Origin of the sequence: Martelella sp. AD-3, from assembly GCF_001578105.1 — a bacterium.
Taxonomy (GTDB): Bacteria; Pseudomonadota; Alphaproteobacteria; order Rhizobiales; family Rhizobiaceae; genus Martelella.
Genome location: NZ_CP014275.1, coordinates 4,346,782 through 4,368,311, shown reverse-complemented (window position 1 = coordinate 4,368,311; position 21,530 = coordinate 4,346,782). Strand labels below are relative to the sequence as shown.

Below are 21,530 nucleotides of genomic sequence, written 5' to 3'. Positions count from 1 at the left end.
TATCTCGCCTTTCAGAATGCGGTGCCGGGCTTGATGCCAAGCTTCCTGAAAATCATGGCCGCCGGGCAGAAGCCCGTGAAGGCCGATTGCAGCATGTTGAGGCCGATGAAGGCGGTGAACCACAGCCAGTAGATGCTGACGAAGACTGTCAGAACCACCGACAGAAGAACCATGATACCGGCAAAGGCCAGAACGGCACGATCGAGAGACATTGCAAACTCCTCGCTAAAAACTACGTAGTTTCGTATATACGTTATTATAACGGTTTTGCAAGTGTCGTTCTGCTTCGCCAGGCGGCTTCACGGAGTCTGGAAAGCGGAAACGGACATTCCCATATCATAAGACAAGGCGGCCGGTCCGCCGATTGATCAAGGTCACAATCATGGCGCAACAACAACACGACCCCTATCAATTGCTCGGCGTTGCCAAGACAGCCTCTCCAGACGAGATCAAGAAGGCCTACCGGCAGCTTGCCAAGAAACTTCACCCGGACCTCAACCCCGGTGACGCCGCCAAGGCCGAACAGTTCGGCCAGGTGACGGCGGCCTATGACCTTTTGAGCGATCCGGAAAAACGCCGGCGCTTCGATGCCGGCGAGATCGACATCAACCAGCAGGAACGGCCGGAGCGGCAATATTACCGCGCCCATGCCGAGGCCGACCCAAGCGCGCGCTACGAATTCGAGGGCGGGTTCGACGATCTTGGCGATTTCTTCGCTCGCGCCTTCGGCGGCAGGGCATCCGGCGGTTCATTCGGGGAGCGTGGTTCGATGCGCATGCGCGGGCAGGATCGCCACTTTCACCTCCAGGTCAGCCTCATCGAGGCGCTCACTGGCGCGAAGAAGACGGTCGGCCTGCCCGAAGGCGGCAAGATCGCGCTCGCCATTCCCGCCGGTATCGAGGACGGCAAGACGCTGCGGCTTGCCGGCAAGGGCGAACCGGGCATCAATGGCGGGCCGCCGGGCGATGCCTATGTGCGCGTCGAGGTCCTGCCCGATCCCGTCTTCACCCGCGACGGCGACGACATCAAGATCGACCTGCCCGTCGGCATCGACGAGGCAGTGCTGGGCGCAACCATCTCGGTGCCGACAATCGACGGCCGGGTCAACCTGAAGGTTCCGGCCCATTCAAGCTCCGGCCGCGTGATGCGGTTGAAGGGCAAGGGCGCGCCGAAAACAGGCGGCGGGACCGGCGATATGCTGGTGACGCTGAAGATCGTGCTGCCGCCAAAGGCGGACCCCGCCCTTGAGGAAGCGCTCAAGGCCTGGCGCGCGAGCCATCCGCACGATCCGCGCGCGGGCTGGAAAGGAGGCCGGCGATGATCATCATGACGAAAACGCAAGTGCTGGAACGGGTCGGCCGGCTGAGCGCCGAACGTCTGGAAATCTGCGTCACCCGATCATGGGTCAAGCCCCGCCAGGGCGAACGCGGCCCGGCTTTCGACGAGACCGACCTCGCGCGCCTGCAACTGATTGTCGAGCTGACGGAGGATCTCGAGGTCAATGACGAGGCAGTTCCGGTGGTTCTCGGCCTGATGGACGAGCTCAACACGCTGCGCCGACGGATGAAGGCGCTGGACCGGGCGCTGAACGCCGAGGGCGAGGATGTGCGCGCGGCGGTGATCAAGCGGCTGCAGGAGCGGCGATAGAGCATGTCCGCTTTCCTGGACGCGCTCCAGGCCTTGCTCAGAACCGATTGGCGATCCACGCCGCGAGCCTTGCCGCGACCTCGGTCTTGTCGAGGTCCGGCCAGGTCTCGGCGCCGTCCTTCGTCACCAGCGTCACTTCGTTGCGGGCGCCGCCCATGACGCCCTCCTTCGATACGTCATTGGCGACGATCAGGTCGGCGCCCTTGCGGGAAAGCTTGTCGCGGGCATAAGCGGCAACATCGCTGGTCTCGGCGGCAAAGCCGACGACGAGCGCCGGACGGCGCTGGTGATTCCCGATGGTCTTCAGGATGTCGGGGTTTTCCGCAAGCGCGAGCGGCGGCGGGGCCTCGCCGGGCCTCTTCTTCATCTTCTGCGTTGCGTTTTCGGCCGCCCGCCAGTCGGCGACGGCGGCGACCATGACGGCGATATCGGCGGGAAGCGCCGCCTCCACGGCGGTCAGCATGTCGCGGGCGCTTTCCACATGAACGGTGGTCACGCCCCCGGGATCGGCAATCGTCACCGGGCCGGAGACGAGCGTCACATCCGCGCCAAGCTCGGCAAGCGCTGCGGCGATGGCATGGCCCTGGCGGCCGGACGAGCGGTTGGCGATATAGCGCACCGGATCGATCGGCTCATAGGTGGGGCCGGACGTGACGACCGCGCGTTTTCCCTGAAGGGGCTTCGGCGCATCATCGAACAAGGTCTCGATCGCGACAACGATTTCCATCGGCTCGGCCATGCGGCCGGTTCCGGCCTCGCCGCTTTCGGCCATCTCGCCGGCCATCGGGCCGACGGTCTTTGCGCCATCCGCAAGAAGCGTCGCCAGATTGCGCTTGGTCGGGGCTGCCGACCACATTTTCGGGTTCATCGCCGGCGCCAGCAGAACCGGACAGTCGCGCGCCAGCAGCACGGCGCTCGCCAGATCATTTGCCAGTCCCGTCGCCATCCTGGCCATCAGATCGGCGGTGGCGGGCGCGACCACGATCAGATCGTTCTCGCGCGCAAGGCGGATATGGCCGACATCCTGTTCCTCCGTGCGGGAGAAAAGATCGGTAAACACATGCCCGCCGGACAGCGCGCCGACGGCCAGCGGGGTAATGAATTGCTGCGCCGCCGCCGTCATCACCGGCGTCACCCGTGCGCCGCGTTCCTTCAGCCTGCGGATCAGATCGAGGCTCTTGTAAGCCGCGATCCCGCCGGAAATGATCAGGAGAATGCGTTTGTCTTTCAGCGACATGGGCTTCGTTCTTTTCAGCGTTTTGCCAACATCATTATCATGAATAGCCGGGCGGAAAAGGTTCCGGAGCGCACTTTGCCTTGTGAGAAATATTTTTCTAAAGGGTGCGGCTTTCCCGATGAACTTGGCAAGTTCATTCTAGAATATTCGTTGGCTCCGGACGATTGTCCAGTTAATGCGTTCCATCATGCATGTCAAAAGAGGCCGGTTCTGATGAAGATCGTTGAGACTGATGCATTCTGGGCGCTAACCGGGAAGCGATTTCTCGCCATCCGTGACGTTAAGGCGGCGGCGGCGACCTTATCCCCCGAGATCGAAAGCGAGGCGGCGGAATACGGGCTCGCCATGGCGGGACCTTGGGTTTTCGTCGCGCGGAACCTGCCGCAGGATGGAAAGACGCGTTTTGACTGGACGATTTGCTATCCGGTCCGAAAGCCCGAGGACTATAACCATGCAGGCCGTTTTGAGCTCAGCCGCTTCGAGCCGATCATGGTGGCAACGCGGACCTATCAGGGCACGATGCGGGGTCTGTTCACGCAGGGCTATGCGCCGCTGGTGGAGGAAATCCGGTTCTCGCGCCACGATTTTTCGGGCGAAAGCCGAGAAATCTATCACAAATGGAACGGCGCCAAAGCCGGCTATCACAGGATCGAAATCCAGTTCGGCCTTGCACGCTGAAGCCGGCGCGGCGGTTTAAGACGCCCCGCGCCAGCCCCTGTCTTGTTTCGAAAAGCTAAACCGACTTCGAAAAATCGAGCGCGCGGTCGCCGTTCTCGTCCTTGATCCGGGTCGGCAGGCCGATCTGGTTCAGGATGTTGAGGAAGGGCTTCGGCGGCAGTTCCTCGACATTGGCCATGGTCTTCACGTCCCATTCTCCCGACGCGACCAGAATGGCGGCGGCGACCGGGGGAACGCCGGCGGTGAACGAAATGCCCTGGGAACCGACTTCATTGTAAGCCTCCTTGTGGTCGGAGACGTTGTAGATGAAGACTTCCGCCGGCTTGCCGTCCTTCGTGCCCTTGACGAAATCGCCGATGCAGGTCTTGCCCGTATAATTCGGCGCCAGCGATGACGGATCGGGCAGAACCGCCTTGACCACCTTCAGCGGCACCACTTCCTGGCCTTCCGCCGTCATCACCGGCTGTTCGGACAAGAGGCCGAGGCTTTTCAGCACGGTGAAAACGTTGATGTAGTGATCGCCGAAGCCCATCCAGAAGCGGACATTGGGCGAGCCCATATTCTTCGACAGCGAGTGGATTTCGTCATGGCCGGACATATAGGCCTTCTGCTTGCCGACCACCGGCAGATCGAATTCATGGCCGACCTCGAACATCCTGTTCGTCGTCCATTCATTGTTCTGCCAGGCATAGACCGTGCCGGTGAATTCGCGGAAATTGATTTCCGGGTCGAAATTCGTGGCGAAATACTTGCCGTGGCTGCCGGCATTGATGTCGACAATGTCGATATCGGTGATGTCGTCGACATAGTCATCCTTGGCGAGCCGCGCATAGGCATTGACGACGCCCGGATCGAAACCGGCGCCGAGAATGGCGGTGACGCCCTTTTCAGCGCAGCGATCCTTGCGCTTCCACTCGTAATTCGCATACCACGGCGGCGTTTCGCAGATCTTGTCGGGCTCCTCATGGATGGCCGTGTCGATATAGGCCGCGCCCGTTTCAAGGCAGGCTTCCAGAACCGACATGTTGAGGAAGGCCGTGCCGACATTGATGACGATCTCGACGCCGGTCTGGTTAATCAGCGCCACAGTTGACGGGATGTCGAGCGCATCAAGCTGATGGGCGAGCAAAACGCCATCCTCTTTCATCGCCTTCTTTTCCAGCACGCTCTCGATGATCGCGTCGCATTTCGCCTTGGTGCGCGAGGCGATATGAATATCGCCGAGCACATCATTGTTCTGGGCACATTTATGGGCGACCACCTGGGCCACGCCGCCCGCGCCGATAATCAGCACATTTTTCTTCATCGGAACAACGCCTCCGGTTTTGGGCAGCTTCGCCTGCCCGAAATCAAGGGTTGGAGCGGCGAACCGCTCCGCGGGGTCAGCCCGGCCTCACGACAGGGCGGATCTGAAATCGTCATAGCCAAACTCGCGAACGGTGCGGATCTCGCCATTCTCCTCGCGGATCGCGATCGACGGCATTTTCACGCCATTGAACCAGTTCTTCTTGACCATCGTGTAACCGGCGGCGTTCTCGATCGACAGACGGTCGCCGACCTTGACCGGTTGCTCAAAGGAAAACTCGCCGAAAATATCGCCGGCAAGGCAGGATTTTCCGCAGATCATCACCTTGTGCGGCCCGGTATCGGGCGAAATCTTCGCGCTCTCGCGGTAGATCAGCAGGTCGAGCATATGCGCCTCGATCGATGAATCGACAATGGCAAGCTCCTTGCCGTTGTTCAGCGTATCGAGCACAGTGACTTCCAGCGTCGCAGCCCCCGTGATGGCCGCCTCACCGGGCTCCAGATAGACCTGCACACTGTATTTTTCGGCAAAAGCCTTGAGCCGTGCAGCGAGCTTTTCCAGCGGATAGTTCTCGCCGGTGAAATGAATGCCGCCGCCGAGACTCACCCAGTCGAGACGGGAAATAAGATGACCGAAGCGCTGCTCGATGACGGTGAGCATTTCGTCGAAACGGTCGAAATCCTCGTTTTCGCAGTTGTTGTGAAACATGAAGCCCGAAACCTGATCGAGGACGGTTTCAATCACCGCCGGGTCGTGTTCGCCAAGGCGCGAGAAGGGACGAGCCGGATCGGCAAGGTCGAAATCCGAGGTCGAGACCTGCGGGTTGACGCGCAGGCCCCGGATCCTGCCCTCCGACTGCGCCTGAAAACGCTTCAACTGGCCGATCGAGTTGAAGATGATCTTGTCGCAGTTCGCCAGCACCTCGTCGATCTCGTCTTCGCCGTAGGCCACCGAATAGGCATGGGTCTCGCCGCCGAATTTTTCGTAACCGAGCTTGACCTCATAAAGCGAGGACGAGGTGGTGCCGTCCATATACCGGCGCATCTGGTCGAAGACCGACCACGTCGCAAAGCATTTGAGCGCCAGCAACGCCTTGGCGCCGGAAGCCTCGCGCAGCCAGGCGATCTTGTCGAGGTTTTCCTGAAGTCTGGACCTGTCGATGAGGTAATAGGGGGTCTGCATAGCCGGGCCTTTCGGGATGCGGCGAAAGGTCATGCCGCTTGAAGTGTATCGGCTCTATCTATCGAAGCAGTCGCCAAAATCAAGCGCGGGCGCTGCAATTCGCGGATTTGCAAATGAAAAAGGCGGCTCCGGAGAACCGCCCTCGAAACTGCGTCGCCGCCGCAATCAGCCCGGCAGCACGACGACCTTGGTGCGCTTGTCGGGGTCGACGCGGGCATAAAGGTCGATGATGTCCTGGTTGATCATGCGGATGCAGCCGGAGGAAACCGCCTGGCCGATCGAGGTCCAGTTGGGATTGCCGTGGATGCGGAACATGGTGTCGTTGCCGTTGCGATAGAGGTAGAGCGCGCGGGCGCCAAGCGGGTTCATGATGCCGGGCTCCATGCCGCCGGCATATTCCTTCAGTTCCGGCTGGCGCTTGATCATGGCCGACGGCGGATACCAGGTGGGCCACTCGGCGCGGCGGCCGATATAGGCGTTGCCGGACCAGCGGAAACCGTCGCGGCCGACGCCGATGCCGTAACGCACGGCCTTGCCGTCTTCCTCGACGTAATAAAGCAGGCGCTCCTTGGTATCGACCACGATCGTGCCGGGCGCTTCATCCGTCTCGTAGTCCACGACCTGGCGTCGATACTTGTCGTCGACCTCGGTAATCGGGACGCGCGGCAGATCGATACCCTCGTCACTGACGGCCGCATAAGCGGAGATCGGCGCCATCTTGCCCGAGGACATGCCGTCGGTCGTGGTGCAGCCCGCAGCGGCAAGCAGTCCGGTTAGAGAGAGTGCAAGAAGAAGCGTTCTGATGTGCATGAGCGGTCTCGTGGCGACGATTGAAGCGAAAAGTGATAATAGTTAGCTGATAAAAGCTTATGGTTAACATTTCATTGCGTGACAAGCGCAAGTGGTGGGAAGCCATGTAAACGACCTCACGGCGGCACCGCGCTGTTGTGAAAATGCATCGATCAAAAGGAAGTTCCATGGCGATTGTCGATCTTCACGCCAAGAACCCGACGGCCGACGGCCGCCAGTCCGAACGGGCGCTCTTGGTCCGCCGCGGCGTCCAGTACCTGATGAAACATATGCGCAACGCCTCGATCAGCGAGATGACGCTCAGGAACGGCCGCCGCGCCGACCTCATCTGTCTCACCGAGAAAGGCGAGATCTGGATCATCGAGATCAAGTCATCGATCGAGGATTTTCGCGTCGACACCAAATGGCCGGAATACCGCGACTACTGCGACCGGCTGTTCTTCGCCACCCATGCGGGCGTGCCGCTCGACATCTTTCCGGAAGATTGCGGCCTGCTGCTCGCCGATCGCTACGGCGCTGAAGTCATCCGGCCCGCACCCGAGCACAGGCTGCCGCCGGCGCGGCGCAAACTGCTGACACTTGCCTTTGCCCGCAACGCCGCCGAACGGCTGACATCGGCCGAACTTGTACTGGAGAGGCTGGAGGCGGAGGGCGTGACCTTCTGAGGCTGAAATGCGGACGGCCCGCTACCCCTTGCCGATCCGCCTGATCCTGCCGCAAAGCTCAAGCGCCGCCGAAAGAGACCGACCGGTTGCAAGCGCCATCTGCGGCAGGATCATCCACTCAAGGTTCCAGGCCGCGCCCGAGCGTTCCTGTTCATGGACGAGCGCGTGATGCAGGCCGGAGACCTGCACCGCGTTGAACCGCGCGAGCGTCACCAGAAGCTCGGCCAGGACCGGGTTGCTCTTGTGCGGCATGGCGGACGAACCGCCGCCGCCGGAAAGGGCGATCTCGTCAATGCCCTGCTGGGCCATCAGCGCCACGTCCTGACCCATCTTGCCAAGCGTTCCGGAAACCAGCGAGAGCGTCGAGGCATAGTCGGCAATGCCCTCGCGCATGGCGTGCCAGGCCTTGCCGGTCGGCCGGAGACCCAGTTCGGCAGCGACGGAGGCGACCATGGCGTCCGCCTTTTCGCCAAGCGCCGCACGGTCGCCGGCAGCCCCGCCGATCTGAACCTTTTCGACGCGCGGCCCAAGGGCGCTCAGCCGATCGGCATGGTCTGCGAGCGGCAGCCGCCATGTGGCGATCCGCTCGCGGACCTTGATCTCGGCCGCCGCCTGCATCCGCGTGCGGCCCATGAGCGTCTCATCGCCATAAGCGCTCTCAAGCGCCTTCAAGGCTGCGCCAAGCTCTGCCAGGCGGTCGAGAAACAGCGCGGTCGTCTCCCGCAAGGTCAGGGCCAGCGCGGTGTCGACCACGTCTTGAGAGGTTGCGCCCTTGTGCAGGGCGGCATCCGGCACGCTCTTGCGCAGAAGAGCAAGAAGCGCCGGCACCGGCACGCCGTCTGCGGCCATGCCCGGCCTGAGCGCTTCGGGCGAAATCTCAGCCGCCTCGATTGCCTTCGCCGCCATTTCGGCTTCCCCGGCATCGCAGAAGCCTGAGACGCCCAGCGCCCGGCTCCAGGCTGCCTCGAAGGCCAGCATGTGCCGCAATTGCCGCTCCGGCGACCAGATCGCGGCGGTTTCCGGGTCGCCGAAATAGCCGCCGAGCCAGGGATGTTCGAATGCCGATATGGTCACGCGTGGTGCTCCTTGAAAAACCGGGCCACTTCTATCTGATTGACTCGGAAAGAATGCCTTCAAGCCCGTCGAAAGCCAACCGCACTTGGCCTATCTCCCCCCTTGAGGGGAGGGCTTTCGCAGATGGCCTCGGATGTCGCTCCATATACGCTCTCCCGCGTGCGGGAGAGATGCCCCGCAAGGGGCAGTGCGGGTGAAGCAGCACTTCCGTTCATGGGGGCGTCCGCGTGGATAAGTTCCCCCCTCACTGTCGCTGTCGCGACATCTCTCCCCTCCGGGGCGAGAAGCCTTGAGGGCTGTGCGGCAACGCTATTTGCGAGAGCCCTGCCCTCAAGGGGGAGATTGGTGGCGGCGAGGTTTGCTGACCCGTCAGATATCCAGAAACACCGTTTCGGCGTCGCCCTGAAGGCGGATGTCGAAGCGGTATTGCCCGTCACCGGTTTTCTTCGCGATCAGCGTCGGCACGCGATGCTTCAGCTCAACGGCCTTGAGGATACGGTCATCGGCATTGTCCTCGTCATCGAAGTAGATGCGGGTGTTGAGACCGATATTGATGCCGCGCGCGACGATCCACAGCGAGATATGCGGCGCGTTATGCGAACCGCCCCTGCCCCTGAAGGCGCCGGGCTTGACGGTTTTCAGCACGAACTCGCCGCTGTCGGCATCGGCGGCGAAGCGGCAGAGACCGGAGACGGCCGGATCGGCGCCCGGTTGGCCGGGAAAGATGCCGGAGGCATCCGGCTGCCAGCTTTCCAGCATGGCATCGCGGATCGCATTGCCCGTTCCGTCGAAGACCTGACCGCGGATTTCGATGATCTCGCCCTTCGCCCCTTCCGAAATGGGACTCGCACCGATCTCCTCCTCGTAGGAGCCGGGATTGCCGGCATAGGTCGGCATCAGGCCGATATGGACGTAGGGACCGGCGGTCTGGGATGCCGTTTCCTTGAGATTTTCGAGTTTCTGAACCATATCACATCCCCTCCATCTTGTTCTCGAACATAGTCTGGCGGCGGCCGCGCAGGACGATGTCGAACTTGTAGGCCAGGAAATCATGCGGTCGCGACATGTTCATGTCGAGCGGCGCGACGAGCCCGTCGAGATCGCCGCGCTGACGCACGGTGTTGGCAATCGGACAGAGCGGGATCAGCGGATCGCCCTCGAAATACATCTGGGTGATCAGGCGCTGGCCGAAGCTGTGGCCGTAGACGGAGACGTGGATATGCATCGGCCGCCAGTCATTGCCGCCATTGGGCCAGGGATAGGCGCCGGGCCTGATGGTGAGGAACTGATAGTTGCCCTCGGCATCGGTGATCGTGCGCCCGCAGCCGCCGAAATTCGGATCGAGCGGCGCGAAATAGGTGTCCTTCTTGTGGCGGTAACGTCCGCCGGCATTGGCCTGCCAGATCTCGATCAGCGTTTCCGGCACCGGTTTGCCGCGTTCATCCATGATACGGCCATAAACCAGGATCCGTTCGCCAACGGCCGGCGCCTCGCCCTTCGTCCAGTTGAGGATCAGATTGTTGTCGAGCGGGCCGAGCTGGTTGTGCCCGAAGACCGGACCGGTCTCCTCCGAGGGGCCGCTTTCCAGGGAGAGGAGCGGCAGGTTCGGCGAGCGGGCAACCGAGGTCTTGTAGCCCGGGGTGAAGGCCGGCGGATGGACCATCCGGTTTCGCGGGATCAGGGGTCCCAGGTCAGTCATCGTTATTCTCCTCCATTGCGGCAAAGGCCGCCTTTGCAAGTTTCAGGGCATGATTGGCGCGCGGCACGCCGGCATAGATGGCGACATGCTGGAAGGCCTCCACCACATCCCGCCGGCTGGCCCCGGTGCGCGTCGTCGCGCGGATATGCATCGGGATTTCCTCGAAATTGCCGGTTGCCGCCAGAAGCGCCAGCGTCAGCATCGAGCGTTCGCGCCGGCTGATCGCGTCGGAGGCCCAGACCGTGCCCCAGGCGCTTTCGGTGATCAATGTCTGAAAGGCTTCATCGAGCGGCGTCTTCGCCGCTTCGGCGCGATCGACATGGGCATCGCCCAGAACCGCGCGGCGAACCCGCATGCCGGTTTCAAGGCGACCGCCACCGGCGCTCTCGGACGTGCTCTGCAAGAAGCCGGAAAGAAGGCTCGCAACGGCCTCGGGCTGTTCCACCGGCGGCAGGTGGCCGGCATTTACGATCAGGTGAAACGGCGCCCTGTAGGCAACGGCGGTCTCGCGCACGAGATCGGGCGGCGTCGACCCGTCGAGCGCGCCGCAAAGCGCCAGCACCGGACATTTCACTTCCGCCGCGCGGTTGGTGTAATCCGCGCCGGCCAGCGCCTTGCAGCAGGCGATGTAGCCTTCCAGCGGGGTGCGTTCCAGCATGGCGCGCCACATCGCGGCCTCGGATGACGCCAGAAAGTCCGGCGCGAACCAGCGGGCGAGAACGGCATCGGAGATCGCGGCGATGCCGCCGGCCCCAAGCGCTGCGATGCGCTCGCCCCACATTTCGGCGGTGCCGATGCGCATCGCCGTATCCATCAGCACCACGGCGCGAACGAGGTCGGGCCGCTTCAACGCCACGGACTGCGCGACCAGCCCGCCGATCGAAAGGCCGACGAGCGTCACGTCTTCGAGCTTCAGCGCCTCGCAAATGGCGATCGCGTCATCGGCAAGGGTTTCGATGGAAAGGCCGGCACCGGCGGGACCAAGGCTGGAAAGCCCGTGGCCGCGCTTGTCATAGCGGACGAGCCGAAGCCCCTTCGGCATAAGCTCTATGAGCCGGTCCCAGACCCTGAGATCGGTCCCCAGCGAATTGATGAACAAAACCGCGCGGCCGTCCTCCGGCCCTTCCTGGCGCACATGAAGTGCCGTGTCTTCTGCGTGAATGATCATGCGCTTCCTCCCAGCCTGTTTTGCCATAGCCAGAAGGCGCAAAAAATTATATTTAGAGGAAATTCGCATAACCTATAGGTTAACAATGCTTGACCCTCGCCTGCGCATGCGCCATCTGCGCTCGTTTCTGGAAACCGCGCGCCGCGGTTCGCTCAGCGAGGCTGCGAACGCGCTTCACGTCAGCCAGCCCGCCGTCTCGAAAACCATTCGCGAGCTGGAGGACATCCTGCGGGTCGAGCTGTTCGACCGCTCCGGCCGCCGGCTGACGCTGACGCAGGCGGGCAAGACCTTCCAGCAATTTGGCGGTCAGGCGCTGGTGGACCTCATCCGCGCCCAGGATCTGGTGCGCGAGGGCCGTCCCGCGCGCACCCGCCTCATCGTCGGCGCGCTCCCGACCGCCTCTACCGCGCTCGTGCCCCAGGCGGCCCTGAAGCTTCGCGAAACCGCACCCCAATGCATGCTGCGGGTCACCACCGGGCCCAACTGGCTGCTGCTTTCCCAGTTGAGAGAAGGCGCGCTCGATATGGTCGTCGGCCGCATGGCTTCCGCGGCGCTGATGGAGGGGCTTTCCTTCCGTCAGCTCTATTCGGAACGGATCGTTGCCGTCGTGCGCAGCGGCCACCCGCTCGACGGTCTCATTCCCGATGCCGAAGCCCTCAGGAGCCATCCGCTGATGCTGCCGCCGCCGGGCGCGGTGATTGCGCCGCTGGTGACGGCCTATCTGCATGCGCTTGGCCTCGCCCAGCCGGAACCCGCCTTCGAGAGCGTGGCCCTCGCCTTCGGGCGGCGGGTCGTGCTTCAATCCGACACGGTCTGGTTCATCTCCGAGGGCGTGGTGCGCGACGAGCTTGAAGGTGGAACGCTGGCAACGCTTGCCATCGAAGACGATCTCCTCGGCGGGCCGGTCGGGGTTTCCATGCGCACCAATGTGACGCCGACGGCCGAGCAGCGCCTGTTCGTCGCCGCGCTGGAACAGTCCGCGGGCAATGATTTCCGCAGCGTGCCCGGTCCGGCGTAGCCTGCCGCTCACTTCAGGAGATCCGGCAGGAACATCACCACCGAGGGCGCGGCGATCACCAGCGCGATCACGAAGAGATCCATGATGATGAAGGGCAGGACGCCGGCGAAGACCTGTGCGATCGTGACATATTTGCCCGCCACATTCTTGATGACGAAGACATTCATGCCGACCGGCGGCGTGATCATGCCGATTTCCAGCATCTTCACCACGACGACGCCGAACCAGACGAGGCTGATGTCCTCGGCCCTGAGGATCGGCAGGAAGATCGGCAGCGTCGTCAGCATGGCGCCGAACGGTTCCATGAAGGTGCCGAGCGCCAGGTAGATCAGCACGATGATCAGCATCAGCTTGAAATAGCCGAGATCCGCGTCGGCAACGAAGGACGAGAGGAAGTGCGACAGCCCTGAAATTCCGAGAAAGCGGGTGAACATCGCAGCCCCCACCCCGATGATGAACAGGGCGCCGGTCGAGGTCACGGTATCGATGAGGGAGTGGGTGATGTTCCGCTTCGTCAGCCGCCCGGTGGCGGTGGCAAGCAAAATGGTGCCGAGCGCGCCGACAGCGCCGGCTTCCGTCGCGGTGAAAAAACCCGAGAACATGCCGCCGAAGATCAAAAGCACAAGCACGGTGATCGGGATCACCTGAAGGATGGCGGCGCGGCCTTCGGCATTGACGGGTGAGGTATCGCGCGAGGGAACGAGGTCGGGCCGCACGAGGCTGATGCCGATGATGACGAGACAATAGCCGATGGCGGTGATGACGCCGATGCCGATGCCGCCGATGAAGACCTGGGTGACCGAGGTTTCGGCGAAGACGCCATAGATGATCATCAGGATCGACGGCGGGATCAGCGCGCCGATCGTGCCGCCGGCGGCGATCGATCCGGCCGCGATCGAGGGACGATAGCCGGCAGCGACCATTTCCGGAATGGCGATCCGGCCCATGGCCGCGGCGCAGGCAAGCGACGAACCGGAGACGGCGGCAAAGCCGGAACAAGCAAAGATGGACGAGACCGCGAGGCCGCCCGGCAGGCGGCGCAGCACAACCTTGGCGGCGGCGAAGAGCCCGCCGGTGAGCCCGGAATGAAACGCGACGAAGCCCATCAGCAGGAACATCGGCACCGCCGACATGGTCCAGCTGGCGACAAAGGAATAGGGCGTGTTCGACAGGATGCCGAAGGCCGGCGTGACGCCGAGAAGCGCGGTGATGCCGCCGAACGAGACGGCGATCAACGCCATGGCCACCGGGACACGCAGCAGAAGCAGGACGATCAGGACGGCGATGCCGACAAATCCGACCTCGGGATTCATGCGGTTTCCTCCGATGGGGCGGGATGAAGATCCTGGAAGGTCAGAAGCAGGCAGGTCAGCGCGGCGATGGCAAAACCGGCCGAGGGCAGGAAATAGCTGTGCCAGACGGGCATCTTCATCGAGGCCAGCTCCACATAGGTGCCGGAGCGGAAATTGGACAGCGCCGAATTCCAGGTGGCCCAGGAAAGGCTCGCATAGACGACCGCCGACAAAAGACAGACCAGCGCGTCGGAAACCCGGCGGACCGGTCGGGTGAGCGCGAAATCGAAGAGTTCGACGGACACCATCTCGCGACGCAGTTCGAGCCAGGACAGCGGCAGGAAGGCGGTGGCGACCATGTAGTAGCGCGCGACCATCTCGGTCGTCACCGGGATCGAGATGCGGAACAGGTTGCGCAGCGCCACATCGAGACTGATGTGCACCATCATCATCACGACGCCTGCGGCGCCGATGAATGCCAGGATACGCGCGACCACGGCGGCGAGCCGAACGAGTGCGGTCATCAAAGGGCTCCAGAGCAAAAAGGAAGGCCGACGAAGAACATCATCTTCCACGAAGCGCGACGGCCTTTCCGGCCGCCGCGCTCCTGTTCAGGCATCACATGCCGTAGGTCGAAAAGTCGATCTTGCTCCAGACGTCGTCGATCATGCGCCTGGCCAGAGCGTCGGGATCGTTGCCGACTTCTTCGACGACCGCCGTCCATTTTTCCACCAGTTCGGTGAAGTAGACGGCTTCCTCGCCCGAAAGCGCGGTGCGGGCGGCCACATCCTCGGCGGCAAAGGCTTCCGAGGCTTCAAGGAAGGCCGGATCCGGCTCGATCACCTCGATATCGGTTTTCGCCAGGGCCTCATTCGCCGCCGACGGCAGCTGGAAGGCCCAGCGGTCGGTCAGGTCGAAATTGGCGCGGGCGGCGGCCATGCCGATCTCCTCGCGCTCCTTGGTGGAAAGCGAGCGCCAGGTGTTGAGCCCGGCCGTGAAGTTCGACGTCACGTGATAGGTGCCGATCGGGACGATGGTGACGTCCTTGGCAATATCGATCAGCCGGAATGACAGGAGATCGACGGTCGAGGCCATGGTGCCGTCGATCGTGCCCTGGCTCATCGCCTCGAAGGTTTCGCCGACGCCGATATTGACCGGGGTTGCGCCGAAATGCTCGGCCCAGCGCGAATAGGGCGCGCCGCCGGTGCGCAGACGCATGCCCTTCAGGTCATCGGCGGTGCGCACGGGCCTGGTGGTGATCAGGTTGTAGACGTTTGACGAACCGGCGCCGAGGAAAACCATGCCGAGTTTCTTGAACTCCTCCTGGCAGGGCTCACAGGTCATGCCGTACTCGGTCATGGCCATGGCCATGGCGTGCGGGTTGCGGCCGATCAGCGCCAGATCGCCGGCAATGCCGGTCACTTCCATGTCCGCCGGAAAGTAAAGCGGCAGGACATTGCCCGCATCCACGAGCCCGGTCTGGAGCGCATCCTTCATCTGCGGCAGAGACACGACTTCCGGTCCGAGGATCAGCCCGGTCATGGCGCCGCCCGAGTTTTCGGCGATGTTTTCGGCGAAATGCTCATACATGTAATAGGCCGGATGCGCCGGCGGCCCTCCCGGCGCAAGACGCAGTTCGCGCGCCGACGCGGCTGTTCCGGCGGCCATCATCGCGACGGCGGCCAGTGCAGCGAATGTGTGTATGCGATTCATGAATTCTCCTCCCAAAAAATCCGAATGCCACGTTTCGTCAGGTCAGTTACATCGCCAGAAGCTTCCTCGCATTCTCCTTCAGAAGCAGCGGGCGAACCTCTTCCTTGATGTCGATCTTTTCAAAATCGACGAGCCAGCGATCCGGCGTGATGGCGGGCCAGTCGGAGCCGAACAGCAATTTGTGCTTCAGCAGAGAATTGGCGTATTTCACCAGGATCGGCGGGAAATATTTCGGGCTCCAGCCCGACAGGTCGATATAGACATTGGGCTTGTGCTGGGCGACGGCGAGCGCCTCTTCCTGCCAGGGGAAGGACGGATGGGCGGCGATGATCTTCAGGTCGGGGAAGTCCACAGCCACGTCGTCGAGATACATCGGATTTGAATATTTCAGCCGCATGCCCATGCCGCCATGCATGCCGGATCCGACGCCGGTCTGGCCGGTGTGAAACAGGGCGATGCCGCCTTCCTCCTCGATCGCCTCATAGAGCCCGTAGGCGGCCCGATCATTCGGGTAAAACCCCTGAAATGTCGGGTGGAACTTGAAGCCGCGCACGCCGTGGTCGCGCATCAGGCTCCTCGCTTCCCGGACCCCGAGCTTGCCCTTGGCCGGGTCGATGGAGGCGAAGGGGACCATGATATCGGTGTTCCTTGCCGCGATCTCCGCCACCTCATAATTGGAGTAGCGGCGAAAGCCGGTCTCGCGTTCGGCATCGACGGGAAAAATGATGCAGCCGATCTTCCGTTCGCGGAAATAGGCTGCGGTCTCCTCGACGGTGGGCAGCATGCCGTCGCGGCCTGCCGGGTTTCTGAAATAACTGGCCATGCCGGCCTGGAATTCCATATAGCCGTCATCGCGATGGGTGCAGCAGGGCTCCTCGGCGTGGACATGGACGTCAAAGGCGACCAGATCGTCGAAATTCATATGCGCTCCTCCGTCTCCAGCCCGACATACCGCTTGAGCAGATGCGCGAGCGTTTCCGCCTCCTCCGCGCTCAGGCCATGCGTGTTATAGGCGTTCTCGCCAAAGAAATTGCGCTTGTTGGCCGCGACGAACCCCTCGCCCTTCCCGGTCAGCCGAAGCAGCACCGATCGACGGTCGTGATCGGGGATCTCCCGTTCGATCAGGCCCTGGTCCTCCAGACGCCGCACCGCCTTCGTCATATGGGCGGGCTTGATCCTCAGCGTCTGCGCCAGTATGCCCTGCTTGATGCCGGGGTTGAGATGCATGACCCAGAGCATGGAAAACTCGCCCGGACGCAGGTCGTCGGCGCCGAAACGCTCATAGAACTGATCATAGACGCGCACCTGCGCGACGCGCACCAGAAAGCCGAGCGAATTGTTGAGCTCGCCAAGCCGGACATCTTCGGTCTGTTGCGGGGAAAGGCGCGGCTCCTGCCCCATGTCAGCGCCCGCCGGGAGCCGCCACCTTGGCGGCGCGCTTTTCAAGGAAGGCGATCAACCGCTCTTCCGCCTCGGGCGAAGTGGCGGTGAAGGACGAGATGAAGCTTTCCATCATAAGACCGTCGTCGCGGCTCATTTCGGGCATGCGCGGCAGCACGTTGATGACGGCGTAGTTGGAAAGCTGGGCGTTGGTCGCCGCCTGTCTGGCAAGCTCCAGCGCCTTTTCGATGGATTTGCCCGCCGGAACGACATATTGCGCCAGATTCCACCGCTCCCCGGTATCGGCATCGATCGAGCGGCCGGTCAGCATCATGTCCGTCATCCGCGCCACGCCCATCAGGCGCGCGGTGCGCACCGAGCCGCCGCCGCCCACAAAGATGCCGCGCTGGCCTTCCGGCAGTGCGAAAAAGGTCGTCTCGTCGGCAACGCGCACCTGTGCGGACGATGCCAGCTCCAGCCCGCCGCCGACAACGGCGCCGTGCAATGCGCAAAACCAGGGAATCGGTCCAAACTCGATCCGGCCGAAGACCTCGTGCCAGCGGCGCGAGCTTTCGACGCCCTCGAAGGCCGACTTCTTCACATGTTCGGAAAGGTCCAGTCCGGCGCAGAAATGCCTGCCATTGCCAAAGATGACGCCGGCCTTCGCCTCCGTGCGCGCCCGCTCGATCGCATCGGCCAGCGCTTCGACAAAACGGTCACTGATCGCATTGCGTTTGTCCGGACGATTAAGCCCGAGAAGCGCGACCTCGCCGCGCAATTCATAGGTTACCAGCTCCGCCTTTGTCGTCACTGCATGCTTCCTTTCGACCATTCCAGTTTTCTCTATACGAGAAAATATTTTCCCTGTAAACAATACACTCAAAAACTGTATAACCTGAACCTGTCCCCCCCGTCGGGAGCGGCCGGACGGGCAAAGATCTCAGCGAGGATTTCGCGGCCCGGAGAGCCAGGGACGCTCGAAAATTGGAGGAGGATCCATGACAGACATGGAGAAGATACGTCCGGTGCGGGTCTGGGAGCCGCGCATCCGCGTGGAGGACCGCGCCGACGGCAGCCAGATCATATGGCAGGACGATGAGCTGGGCGACTATCCGGCGCGCCTCGGCGACCGTATTCTGCACTTTGCCGAAACCGTGCCCGAGCGCGTGTGGATGGCCGAGCGCGACGCCGACGGGGCGTGGCGCACGATCACTTTCGGCCGGCTGCGCGACCTGATGCGCCGCGTCGGCGCCTTCCTCCTCGACCACGACCTTTCGCCCGAACGGCCGCTGATGATCCTGTCGGAGAATTCGCTCGAACACGCCGTCATCGCGCTGTCCGCCCAGTATGTCGGCATTCCGTCTGCCGCCGTGGCGCCGGCCTATTCGCTGATCCCGGAGGGGCGCGCCAAGCTTCGCGACATTGCCGGCGAAGTGACGCCCGGCGCGGTCTTCGCCAAGGATGCGGATCGGTTCGCGGATGCAATTATCGAGGTCATCGATCCGGCCGTGCCGCTCATTCTGGCGGGCGGTGCCGTGCCCGGGCGCGAGCATTTCGCCTGGGAAGACGTGATTGCGACCGACGCGTCGCCGGCGGCCGACAAGGCCTTTGCCGCCACGGGACCGGATACGATCGCGAAATTCCTGTTCACCTCCGGCACGACCGGAACACCCAAGGCGGTGATCCAGACCCAGCGGATGTTGTGCGCCAACATGGCGCAGGTGCTTGACTGCTATCGCTTCCTCGGCGACGAGCCGCCGGTCCTGGTCGACTGGGCTCCCTGGAACCATGTTGCCAGCGGCAACAAGGTGTTCAACATCGCGCTTTACAATGGCGGCACCTATTATATCGACGCCGGAAAGCCGACGCCGAAGGGCATGGCCGAGACGATCCGCAATCTGCGCGAGATATCGCCGACCTGGTATTTCAACGTGCCGGCGGGCTATGAAGTGCTGTGCGAGGCGATGGAGAAGGACCCGGTCCTGCGCGACACCTTTTTCAAGAAACTGAAGATGATCATGTATGCGGGCGCCGGCATGGCGAGCCACACCTGGCATCACCTCAACGCGCTTTCCGAACGCTCCACCGGCTTCTTTACTCTGATGGGTTCGGGGCTCGGCTCCACCGAGACCGGCCCGTTTGCCATGTTCTCGACCGAACCGCAGGACGAGCCGGGCAATTGCGGCGTTCCGGCGCGCGGCGTCACCATGAAACTGGTGCCCACCGGCGGCAAGATGGAAGTGCGTTTCAAGGGACCGAACGTCACGCCCGGCTACTGGCGGCGGCCGGACCTGACGGAAAAGGCCTTCGACGAGGAAGGCTTCTACAATATGGGCGATGCGCTGCGCCCCGCCGTTCCCGGCGATCCGGCGCGCGGCTATCTGTTCGACGGGCGCACGGCGGAAAACTTCAAGCTTCAGACCGGAACCTGGGTCGCCGTCGGCGCGATGCGGGCAAAGCTGGTCGACGCCATGGGCGGGCTGATCCGGGACGCGGTGATTGCCGGCGAGGGCCAGTTCGAGCTCGGCGCCCTGCTCGTGCCCTTCCGTCCGCAAATCGAGCGTCTGGTCGAAGGCGGGGCCGAGATGGATGACGCGGCGCTTTATGCGCATCCGACGGTGCTTGACCGGCTCGGGGAACGTCTGACGGATTTTGCCGGACGCGCGACCGGCTCGTCGAACCGCATTGCCCGCGCCATGCTGCTGACGGCGCCGCTGCGCATGGACAAGGGCGAGGTGACCGACAAGGGCTCGGTCAACCAGCGGGCGGTTCTCGCCAACCGCGCGGACCTGGTCGATGCTCTTTATGCGGGCGGCCCCGAGGTAATCATCGCGGAAAAGCCGCAAGGCAGAAAGGCGGGCTGACAATGAAGGTTGAGGGCATGGCCGCATTGGTGACCGGTGCGGGTTCGGGGCTCGGCGCGGCAACCGCGCGCGCGCTTGCGGCAAGAGGCGCCAGGGTGACGGTGCTGGACATGAACGGCGAGGCGACCGAGAAGATCGCCGCCGAGATCGGCGGACTGGCCGCCATCGGCGATGTTTCCAGCGGGGCTGACGTCAGCGCCGCGCTTGATGCTAGCGAAGCCGCCCATGGCACGGTCAGGATCGCGGTGAGCTGCGCCGGAATCGGCACGGCGGGCCGCGCGGTGGCGCGCGACGGCCCCATGCCGATGGCCGATTTCGAGCGCACGCTCCGCGTCAACCTCATGGGCACGTTCAATGTCGTCCGGCTTTCGGCCCACCGCATGTCGCTTGCAGAACCGGTCGGCGAAAGCCGAGGCGTGATCGTCAACACGGCTTCGATCGCCGCCTTCGAGGGCCAGATCGGCCAGGCGGCCTATGCGGCCTCCAAGGGCGGCATCGTTTCCATGACCCTGCCGCTGGCGCGCGAATTCGCCCGCTTCGGCGTCAGGGTCAACACGCTGGCGCCCGGCATTTTCCTTACGCCGCTGCTCTACAACCTGCCGGAAGAGGCGCAGAAATCGATCGCCGCGACGATCCCCTTCCCCGCCCGCCTCGGCGATCCGGCGGAGTTCGCCCATGCGGTGCTTTTCGCGGTTGAAAACGATTATCTCAACGGCGAGGTGATCCGTCTCGACGGGGCAAACCGGCTGACGCCGAAGTGAGGGTAAGACGACCTGTTTTCACGTGAAACACTGACCCGTTTGACCAGGAGCGGGCCGGAGAGGCCGGCCGGCCCCTATACCGTTGCCGCCATGCGAACAAACTGGCGCGGCGGGACGGCCATGACCCGGCGGAAGGCTTTCGAAAAAGCGCTCTCCGACTCGTAGCCGAGATCGGCGGCAATGGCCGAAAGCGGGGCGTTCGATGACTGCATGCGTTCCGCGGCAAGGATCATCCGCCAGGCAGTCAGATATTCCATCGGCGCCTGACCGACCTTTTCCTTGAACCGCAGGGCGAAGGTCGAACGCGACATGCCGGCGACCGAGGCCAGATCGGCGATCGTGAAACGGCGACCGGGATCGGCATGGATGGCACGGATCGCCGCGCCGATCTGCCGGTCGGAAAGCGCGGCCAGCCAACCGCCGGCATTTCCTTTTTCCGTCTCGAGATATGCCCTTAAGGCCTGAACCAATATCATGTGCGCGAGCTGCCGGATGATCAGTTCGCTGCCCGGACGTTCATCATCGAGTTCCGCCATCATGCGCTCCACCGACCAGCGCAGGGCCTGCCATTCCGCGCCATTGCCTATATGGATAAGCGGCGGCAGCAGGGAGAGCAGGAAATCGGCGTTCGGCCCTTCCAGAACGAAACGGCTGGAAACCAGAAAACAGTCCTCGCCTTGTCCATGCTCGGCAATCCCGCCGCGCCGCGCCGTCGGAAACACCGCAGCGGCTGGAACCGGGACGAGTTCGAGATCGCTTGCCAGCCGAAACGGCCGCCCCTGCGGCAGGACGAAGCCCTCGCCTGCCCCCATGAAAACCGGACGTCCGCCGTCCTCCACCGAAAGCCAGCATGCGCCACGCACCACCGCGCCGCATTTGATCGTGCCGGAAACGGACGGAAAGGCGATCGCCCATGGCCCACCGGCCCTGAAGCCGGCGGACATGTGGTTCTGCGGGCGCATCAGGGAAAGCACGTCTGTGAGCGGATCCATGGCAACTTCCGGACGATTGGACAGGATTTTCAGATTTTCCAACA

The 21,530-nt window shown here is 63.1% G+C and carries 23 protein-coding genes; 7 read left to right on the top strand and 16 right to left on the bottom strand.

Translation table 11 applies throughout. The annotated features are described in order from the left end of the window. Positions 1-11: 11 nt before the first annotated feature. Positions 12-212 carry a DUF2892 domain-containing protein gene (locus AZF01_RS20190; RefSeq protein ID WP_024706129.1) on the bottom strand — a complete coding sequence of 67 codons (201 nt, stop codon included), beginning with the start codon at positions 210-212 and terminating at the stop codon, positions 12-14. 170 nt (positions 213-382) lie between these two features. On the opposite strand from AZF01_RS20190, the gene AZF01_RS20185 reads away from it, so the two are divergent. Next, positions 383-1,321 (top strand): DnaJ C-terminal domain-containing protein, encoded by a 939-nt coding sequence (locus AZF01_RS20185; protein ID WP_036235501.1) that lies wholly within the window; start codon positions 383-385, stop codon positions 1,319-1,321. Further along, complete coding sequence (locus AZF01_RS20180) at positions 1,318-1,647, top strand: chaperone modulator CbpM (RefSeq protein WP_024706127.1); 330 nt, start codon at positions 1,318-1,320, stop codon at positions 1,645-1,647. The genes AZF01_RS20185 and AZF01_RS20180 overlap by 4 nt, the downstream gene beginning before the upstream one ends. Before the next feature lie 37 nt (positions 1,648-1,684). Here AZF01_RS20180 and coaBC read toward each other — a convergent pair whose 3' ends face one another. Continuing rightward, a complete protein-coding gene (gene coaBC / locus AZF01_RS20175) occupies positions 1,685-2,884 on the bottom strand; it encodes a bifunctional phosphopantothenoylcysteine decarboxylase/phosphopantothenate--cysteine ligase CoaBC (protein ID WP_061449861.1) in 1,200 nt (399 codons plus the stop codon). Positions 2,885-3,097: 213 nt separating this feature from the next. On the opposite strand from coaBC, the gene AZF01_RS20170 reads away from it, so the two are divergent. Further along, complete coding sequence (locus AZF01_RS20170; protein ID WP_024706122.1) at positions 3,098-3,562, top strand: hypothetical protein; 465 nt, start codon at positions 3,098-3,100, stop codon at positions 3,560-3,562. Between the two features lie 55 nt (positions 3,563-3,617). Here AZF01_RS20170 and AZF01_RS20165 read toward each other — a convergent pair whose 3' ends face one another. The 3 genes from AZF01_RS20165 to AZF01_RS20155 all read right to left on the bottom strand — a co-directional run bounded on the left by AZF01_RS20165 (position 3,618) and on the right by AZF01_RS20155 (position 6,860). After that, positions 3,618-4,868 carry a saccharopine dehydrogenase family protein gene (locus AZF01_RS20165; RefSeq protein ID WP_024706121.1) on the bottom strand — a complete coding sequence of 417 codons (1,251 nt, stop codon included), beginning with the start codon at positions 4,866-4,868 and terminating at the stop codon, positions 3,618-3,620. An 87-nt stretch (positions 4,869-4,955) separates the two neighbouring features. Further along, entirely contained in the window at positions 4,956-6,050 is a 1,095-nt protein-coding gene (nspC, locus tag AZF01_RS20160; RefSeq protein WP_024706120.1) for a carboxynorspermidine decarboxylase, read from the bottom strand. Between the two features lie 165 nt (positions 6,051-6,215). Continuing rightward, complete coding sequence (locus tag AZF01_RS20155) at positions 6,216-6,860, bottom strand: L,D-transpeptidase (protein WP_024706119.1); 645 nt, start codon at positions 6,858-6,860, stop codon at positions 6,216-6,218. A gap of 167 nt (positions 6,861-7,027) precedes the next feature. On the opposite strand from AZF01_RS20155, the gene AZF01_RS20150 reads away from it, so the two are divergent. Next, on the top strand, positions 7,028-7,525 hold the full coding sequence (locus tag AZF01_RS20150) for an MmcB family DNA repair protein (protein WP_024706118.1): 498 nt from the start codon (positions 7,028-7,030) through the stop codon (positions 7,523-7,525). Positions 7,526-7,546: 21 nt separating this feature from the next. Here AZF01_RS20150 and AZF01_RS20145 read toward each other — a convergent pair whose 3' ends face one another. The 4 genes from AZF01_RS20145 to pcaD all read right to left on the bottom strand — a co-directional run bounded on the left by AZF01_RS20145 (position 7,547) and on the right by pcaD (position 11,466). After that, the gene (locus AZF01_RS20145) at positions 7,547-8,599 is read right to left on the bottom strand and encodes a 3-carboxy-cis,cis-muconate cycloisomerase (RefSeq protein WP_024706117.1); all 1,053 of its coding nucleotides are present in this window, start codon (positions 8,597-8,599) and stop codon (positions 7,547-7,549) included. A 369-nt stretch (positions 8,600-8,968) separates the two neighbouring features. Next, the gene (gene pcaG / locus AZF01_RS20140) at positions 8,969-9,568 is read right to left on the bottom strand and encodes a protocatechuate 3,4-dioxygenase subunit alpha (protein ID WP_024706116.1); all 600 of its coding nucleotides are present in this window, start codon (positions 9,566-9,568) and stop codon (positions 8,969-8,971) included. 1 nt (position 9,569) lies between these two features. Beyond that, positions 9,570-10,298 carry a protocatechuate 3,4-dioxygenase subunit beta gene (gene pcaH / locus AZF01_RS20135; protein ID WP_024706115.1) on the bottom strand — a complete coding sequence of 243 codons (729 nt, stop codon included), beginning with the start codon at positions 10,296-10,298 and terminating at the stop codon, positions 9,570-9,572. Then, complete coding sequence (gene pcaD / locus AZF01_RS20130) at positions 10,291-11,466, bottom strand: 3-oxoadipate enol-lactonase (protein ID WP_024706114.1); 1,176 nt, start codon at positions 11,464-11,466, stop codon at positions 10,291-10,293. The genes pcaH and pcaD overlap by 8 nt, the downstream gene beginning before the upstream one ends. An 85-nt stretch (positions 11,467-11,551) precedes the next feature. Here pcaD and pcaQ point away from each other — a divergent pair, with 85 nt between their 5' ends. Continuing rightward, complete coding sequence (pcaQ, locus tag AZF01_RS20125; protein WP_024706113.1) at positions 11,552-12,484, top strand: pca operon transcription factor PcaQ; 933 nt, start codon at positions 11,552-11,554, stop codon at positions 12,482-12,484. An 8-nt stretch (positions 12,485-12,492) separates the two neighbouring features. Here the strand turns inward: pcaQ and AZF01_RS20120 are convergent, their stop codons facing one another. From AZF01_RS20120 to AZF01_RS20095, 6 genes are all read right to left on the bottom strand, one after another. Next, the gene (locus AZF01_RS20120; RefSeq protein ID WP_024706112.1) at positions 12,493-13,797 is read right to left on the bottom strand and encodes a TRAP transporter large permease; all 1,305 of its coding nucleotides are present in this window, start codon (positions 13,795-13,797) and stop codon (positions 12,493-12,495) included. Beyond that, complete coding sequence (locus AZF01_RS20115) at positions 13,794-14,300, bottom strand: TRAP transporter small permease (protein WP_024706111.1); 507 nt, start codon at positions 14,298-14,300, stop codon at positions 13,794-13,796. The genes AZF01_RS20120 and AZF01_RS20115 overlap by 4 nt, the downstream gene beginning before the upstream one ends. Before the next feature lie 94 nt (positions 14,301-14,394). Further along, positions 14,395-15,489: a C4-dicarboxylate TRAP transporter substrate-binding protein gene (locus AZF01_RS20110; protein ID WP_024706110.1), complete on the bottom strand. Its 1,095-nt coding sequence runs from the start codon at positions 15,487-15,489 to the stop codon at positions 14,395-14,397. A gap of 46 nt (positions 15,490-15,535) precedes the next feature. Continuing rightward, positions 15,536-16,411, bottom strand: a complete 876-nt coding sequence (locus AZF01_RS20105) for an amidohydrolase family protein (RefSeq protein ID WP_024706109.1) — start codon at positions 16,409-16,411, stop codon at positions 15,536-15,538. Next, entirely contained in the window at positions 16,408-16,890 is a 483-nt protein-coding gene (locus AZF01_RS20100; RefSeq protein WP_024706108.1) for a MarR family winged helix-turn-helix transcriptional regulator, read from the bottom strand. The genes AZF01_RS20105 and AZF01_RS20100 overlap by 4 nt, the downstream gene beginning before the upstream one ends. A gap of 1 nt (position 16,891) precedes the next feature. Continuing rightward, positions 16,892-17,680 (bottom strand): crotonase/enoyl-CoA hydratase family protein, encoded by a 789-nt coding sequence (locus AZF01_RS20095; RefSeq protein WP_036235462.1) that lies wholly within the window; start codon positions 17,678-17,680, stop codon positions 16,892-16,894. Positions 17,681-17,867: 187 nt separating this feature from the next. Between AZF01_RS20095 and AZF01_RS20090 the strand changes: the two genes are divergently transcribed. Together AZF01_RS20090 and AZF01_RS20085 are read left to right on the top strand one after the other, a co-directional pair. Next, entirely contained in the window at positions 17,868-19,733 is a 1,866-nt protein-coding gene (locus AZF01_RS20090) for a feruloyl-CoA synthase (protein ID WP_024706106.1), read from the top strand. 2 nt (positions 19,734-19,735) lie between these two features. Continuing rightward, on the top strand, positions 19,736-20,494 hold the full coding sequence (locus AZF01_RS20085) for an SDR family NAD(P)-dependent oxidoreductase (RefSeq protein ID WP_061449860.1): 759 nt from the start codon (positions 19,736-19,738) through the stop codon (positions 20,492-20,494). Between the two features lie 74 nt (positions 20,495-20,568). Here the strand turns inward: AZF01_RS20085 and AZF01_RS20080 are convergent, their stop codons facing one another. Further along, complete coding sequence (locus AZF01_RS20080; protein WP_061449906.1) at positions 20,569-21,486, bottom strand: AraC family transcriptional regulator; 918 nt, start codon at positions 21,484-21,486, stop codon at positions 20,569-20,571. Positions 21,487-21,530 lie beyond the last annotated feature (44 nt).

Bases quoted from the DNA above. Each gene is read 5' to 3' on its own strand.
- AZF01_RS20190 (WP_024706129.1), bottom strand. From the start codon at position 212: ATGTCTCTCGATCGTGCCGTTCTGGCCTTTGCCGGTATCATGGTTCTT.
- pcaQ (WP_024706113.1), top strand. From the start codon at position 11,552: ATGCTTGACCCTCGCCTGCGCATGCGCCATCTGCGCTCGTTTCTGGAA.
- AZF01_RS20150 (WP_024706118.1), top strand. From the start codon at position 7,028: ATGGCGATTGTCGATCTTCACGCCAAGAACCCGACGGCCGACGGCCGC.
- coaBC (WP_061449861.1), bottom strand. From the start codon at position 2,884: ATGTCGCTGAAAGACAAACGCATTCTCCTGATCATTTCCGGCGGGATC.
- AZF01_RS20090 (WP_024706106.1), top strand. From the start codon at position 17,868: ATGACAGACATGGAGAAGATACGTCCGGTGCGGGTCTGGGAGCCGCGC.
- AZF01_RS20115 (WP_024706111.1), bottom strand. From the start codon at position 14,300: ATGACCGCACTCGTTCGGCTCGCCGCCGTGGTCGCGCGTATCCTGGCA.
- AZF01_RS20155 (WP_024706119.1), bottom strand. From the start codon at position 6,860: ATGCACATCAGAACGCTTCTTCTTGCACTCTCTCTAACCGGACTGCTT.
- nspC (WP_024706120.1), bottom strand. From the start codon at position 6,050: ATGCAGACCCCCTATTACCTCATCGACAGGTCCAGACTTCAGGAAAAC.
- pcaH (WP_024706115.1), bottom strand. From the start codon at position 10,298: ATGACTGACCTGGGACCCCTGATCCCGCGAAACCGGATGGTCCATCCG.
- AZF01_RS20165 (WP_024706121.1), bottom strand. From the start codon at position 4,868: ATGAAGAAAAATGTGCTGATTATCGGCGCGGGCGGCGTGGCCCAGGTG.
- AZF01_RS20170 (WP_024706122.1), top strand. From the start codon at position 3,098: ATGAAGATCGTTGAGACTGATGCATTCTGGGCGCTAACCGGGAAGCGA.
- pcaD (WP_024706114.1), bottom strand. From the start codon at position 11,466: ATGATCATTCACGCAGAAGACACGGCACTTCATGTGCGCCAGGAAGGG.
- AZF01_RS20105 (WP_024706109.1), bottom strand. From the start codon at position 16,411: ATGAATTTCGACGATCTGGTCGCCTTTGACGTCCATGTCCACGCCGAG.
- pcaG (WP_024706116.1), bottom strand. From the start codon at position 9,568: ATGGTTCAGAAACTCGAAAATCTCAAGGAAACGGCATCCCAGACCGCC.
- AZF01_RS20110 (WP_024706110.1), bottom strand. From the start codon at position 15,489: ATGAATCGCATACACACATTCGCTGCACTGGCCGCCGTCGCGATGATG.
- AZF01_RS20085 (WP_061449860.1), top strand. From the start codon at position 19,736: ATGAAGGTTGAGGGCATGGCCGCATTGGTGACCGGTGCGGGTTCGGGG.
- AZF01_RS20100 (WP_024706108.1), bottom strand. From the start codon at position 16,890: ATGGGGCAGGAGCCGCGCCTTTCCCCGCAACAGACCGAAGATGTCCGG.
- AZF01_RS20120 (WP_024706112.1), bottom strand. From the start codon at position 13,797: ATGAATCCCGAGGTCGGATTTGTCGGCATCGCCGTCCTGATCGTCCTG.
- AZF01_RS20180 (WP_024706127.1), top strand. From the start codon at position 1,318: ATGATCATCATGACGAAAACGCAAGTGCTGGAACGGGTCGGCCGGCTG.
- AZF01_RS20080 (WP_061449906.1), bottom strand. From the start codon at position 21,486: ATGGATCCGCTCACAGACGTGCTTTCCCTGATGCGCCCGCAGAACCAC.
- AZF01_RS20185 (WP_036235501.1), top strand. From the start codon at position 383: ATGGCGCAACAACAACACGACCCCTATCAATTGCTCGGCGTTGCCAAG.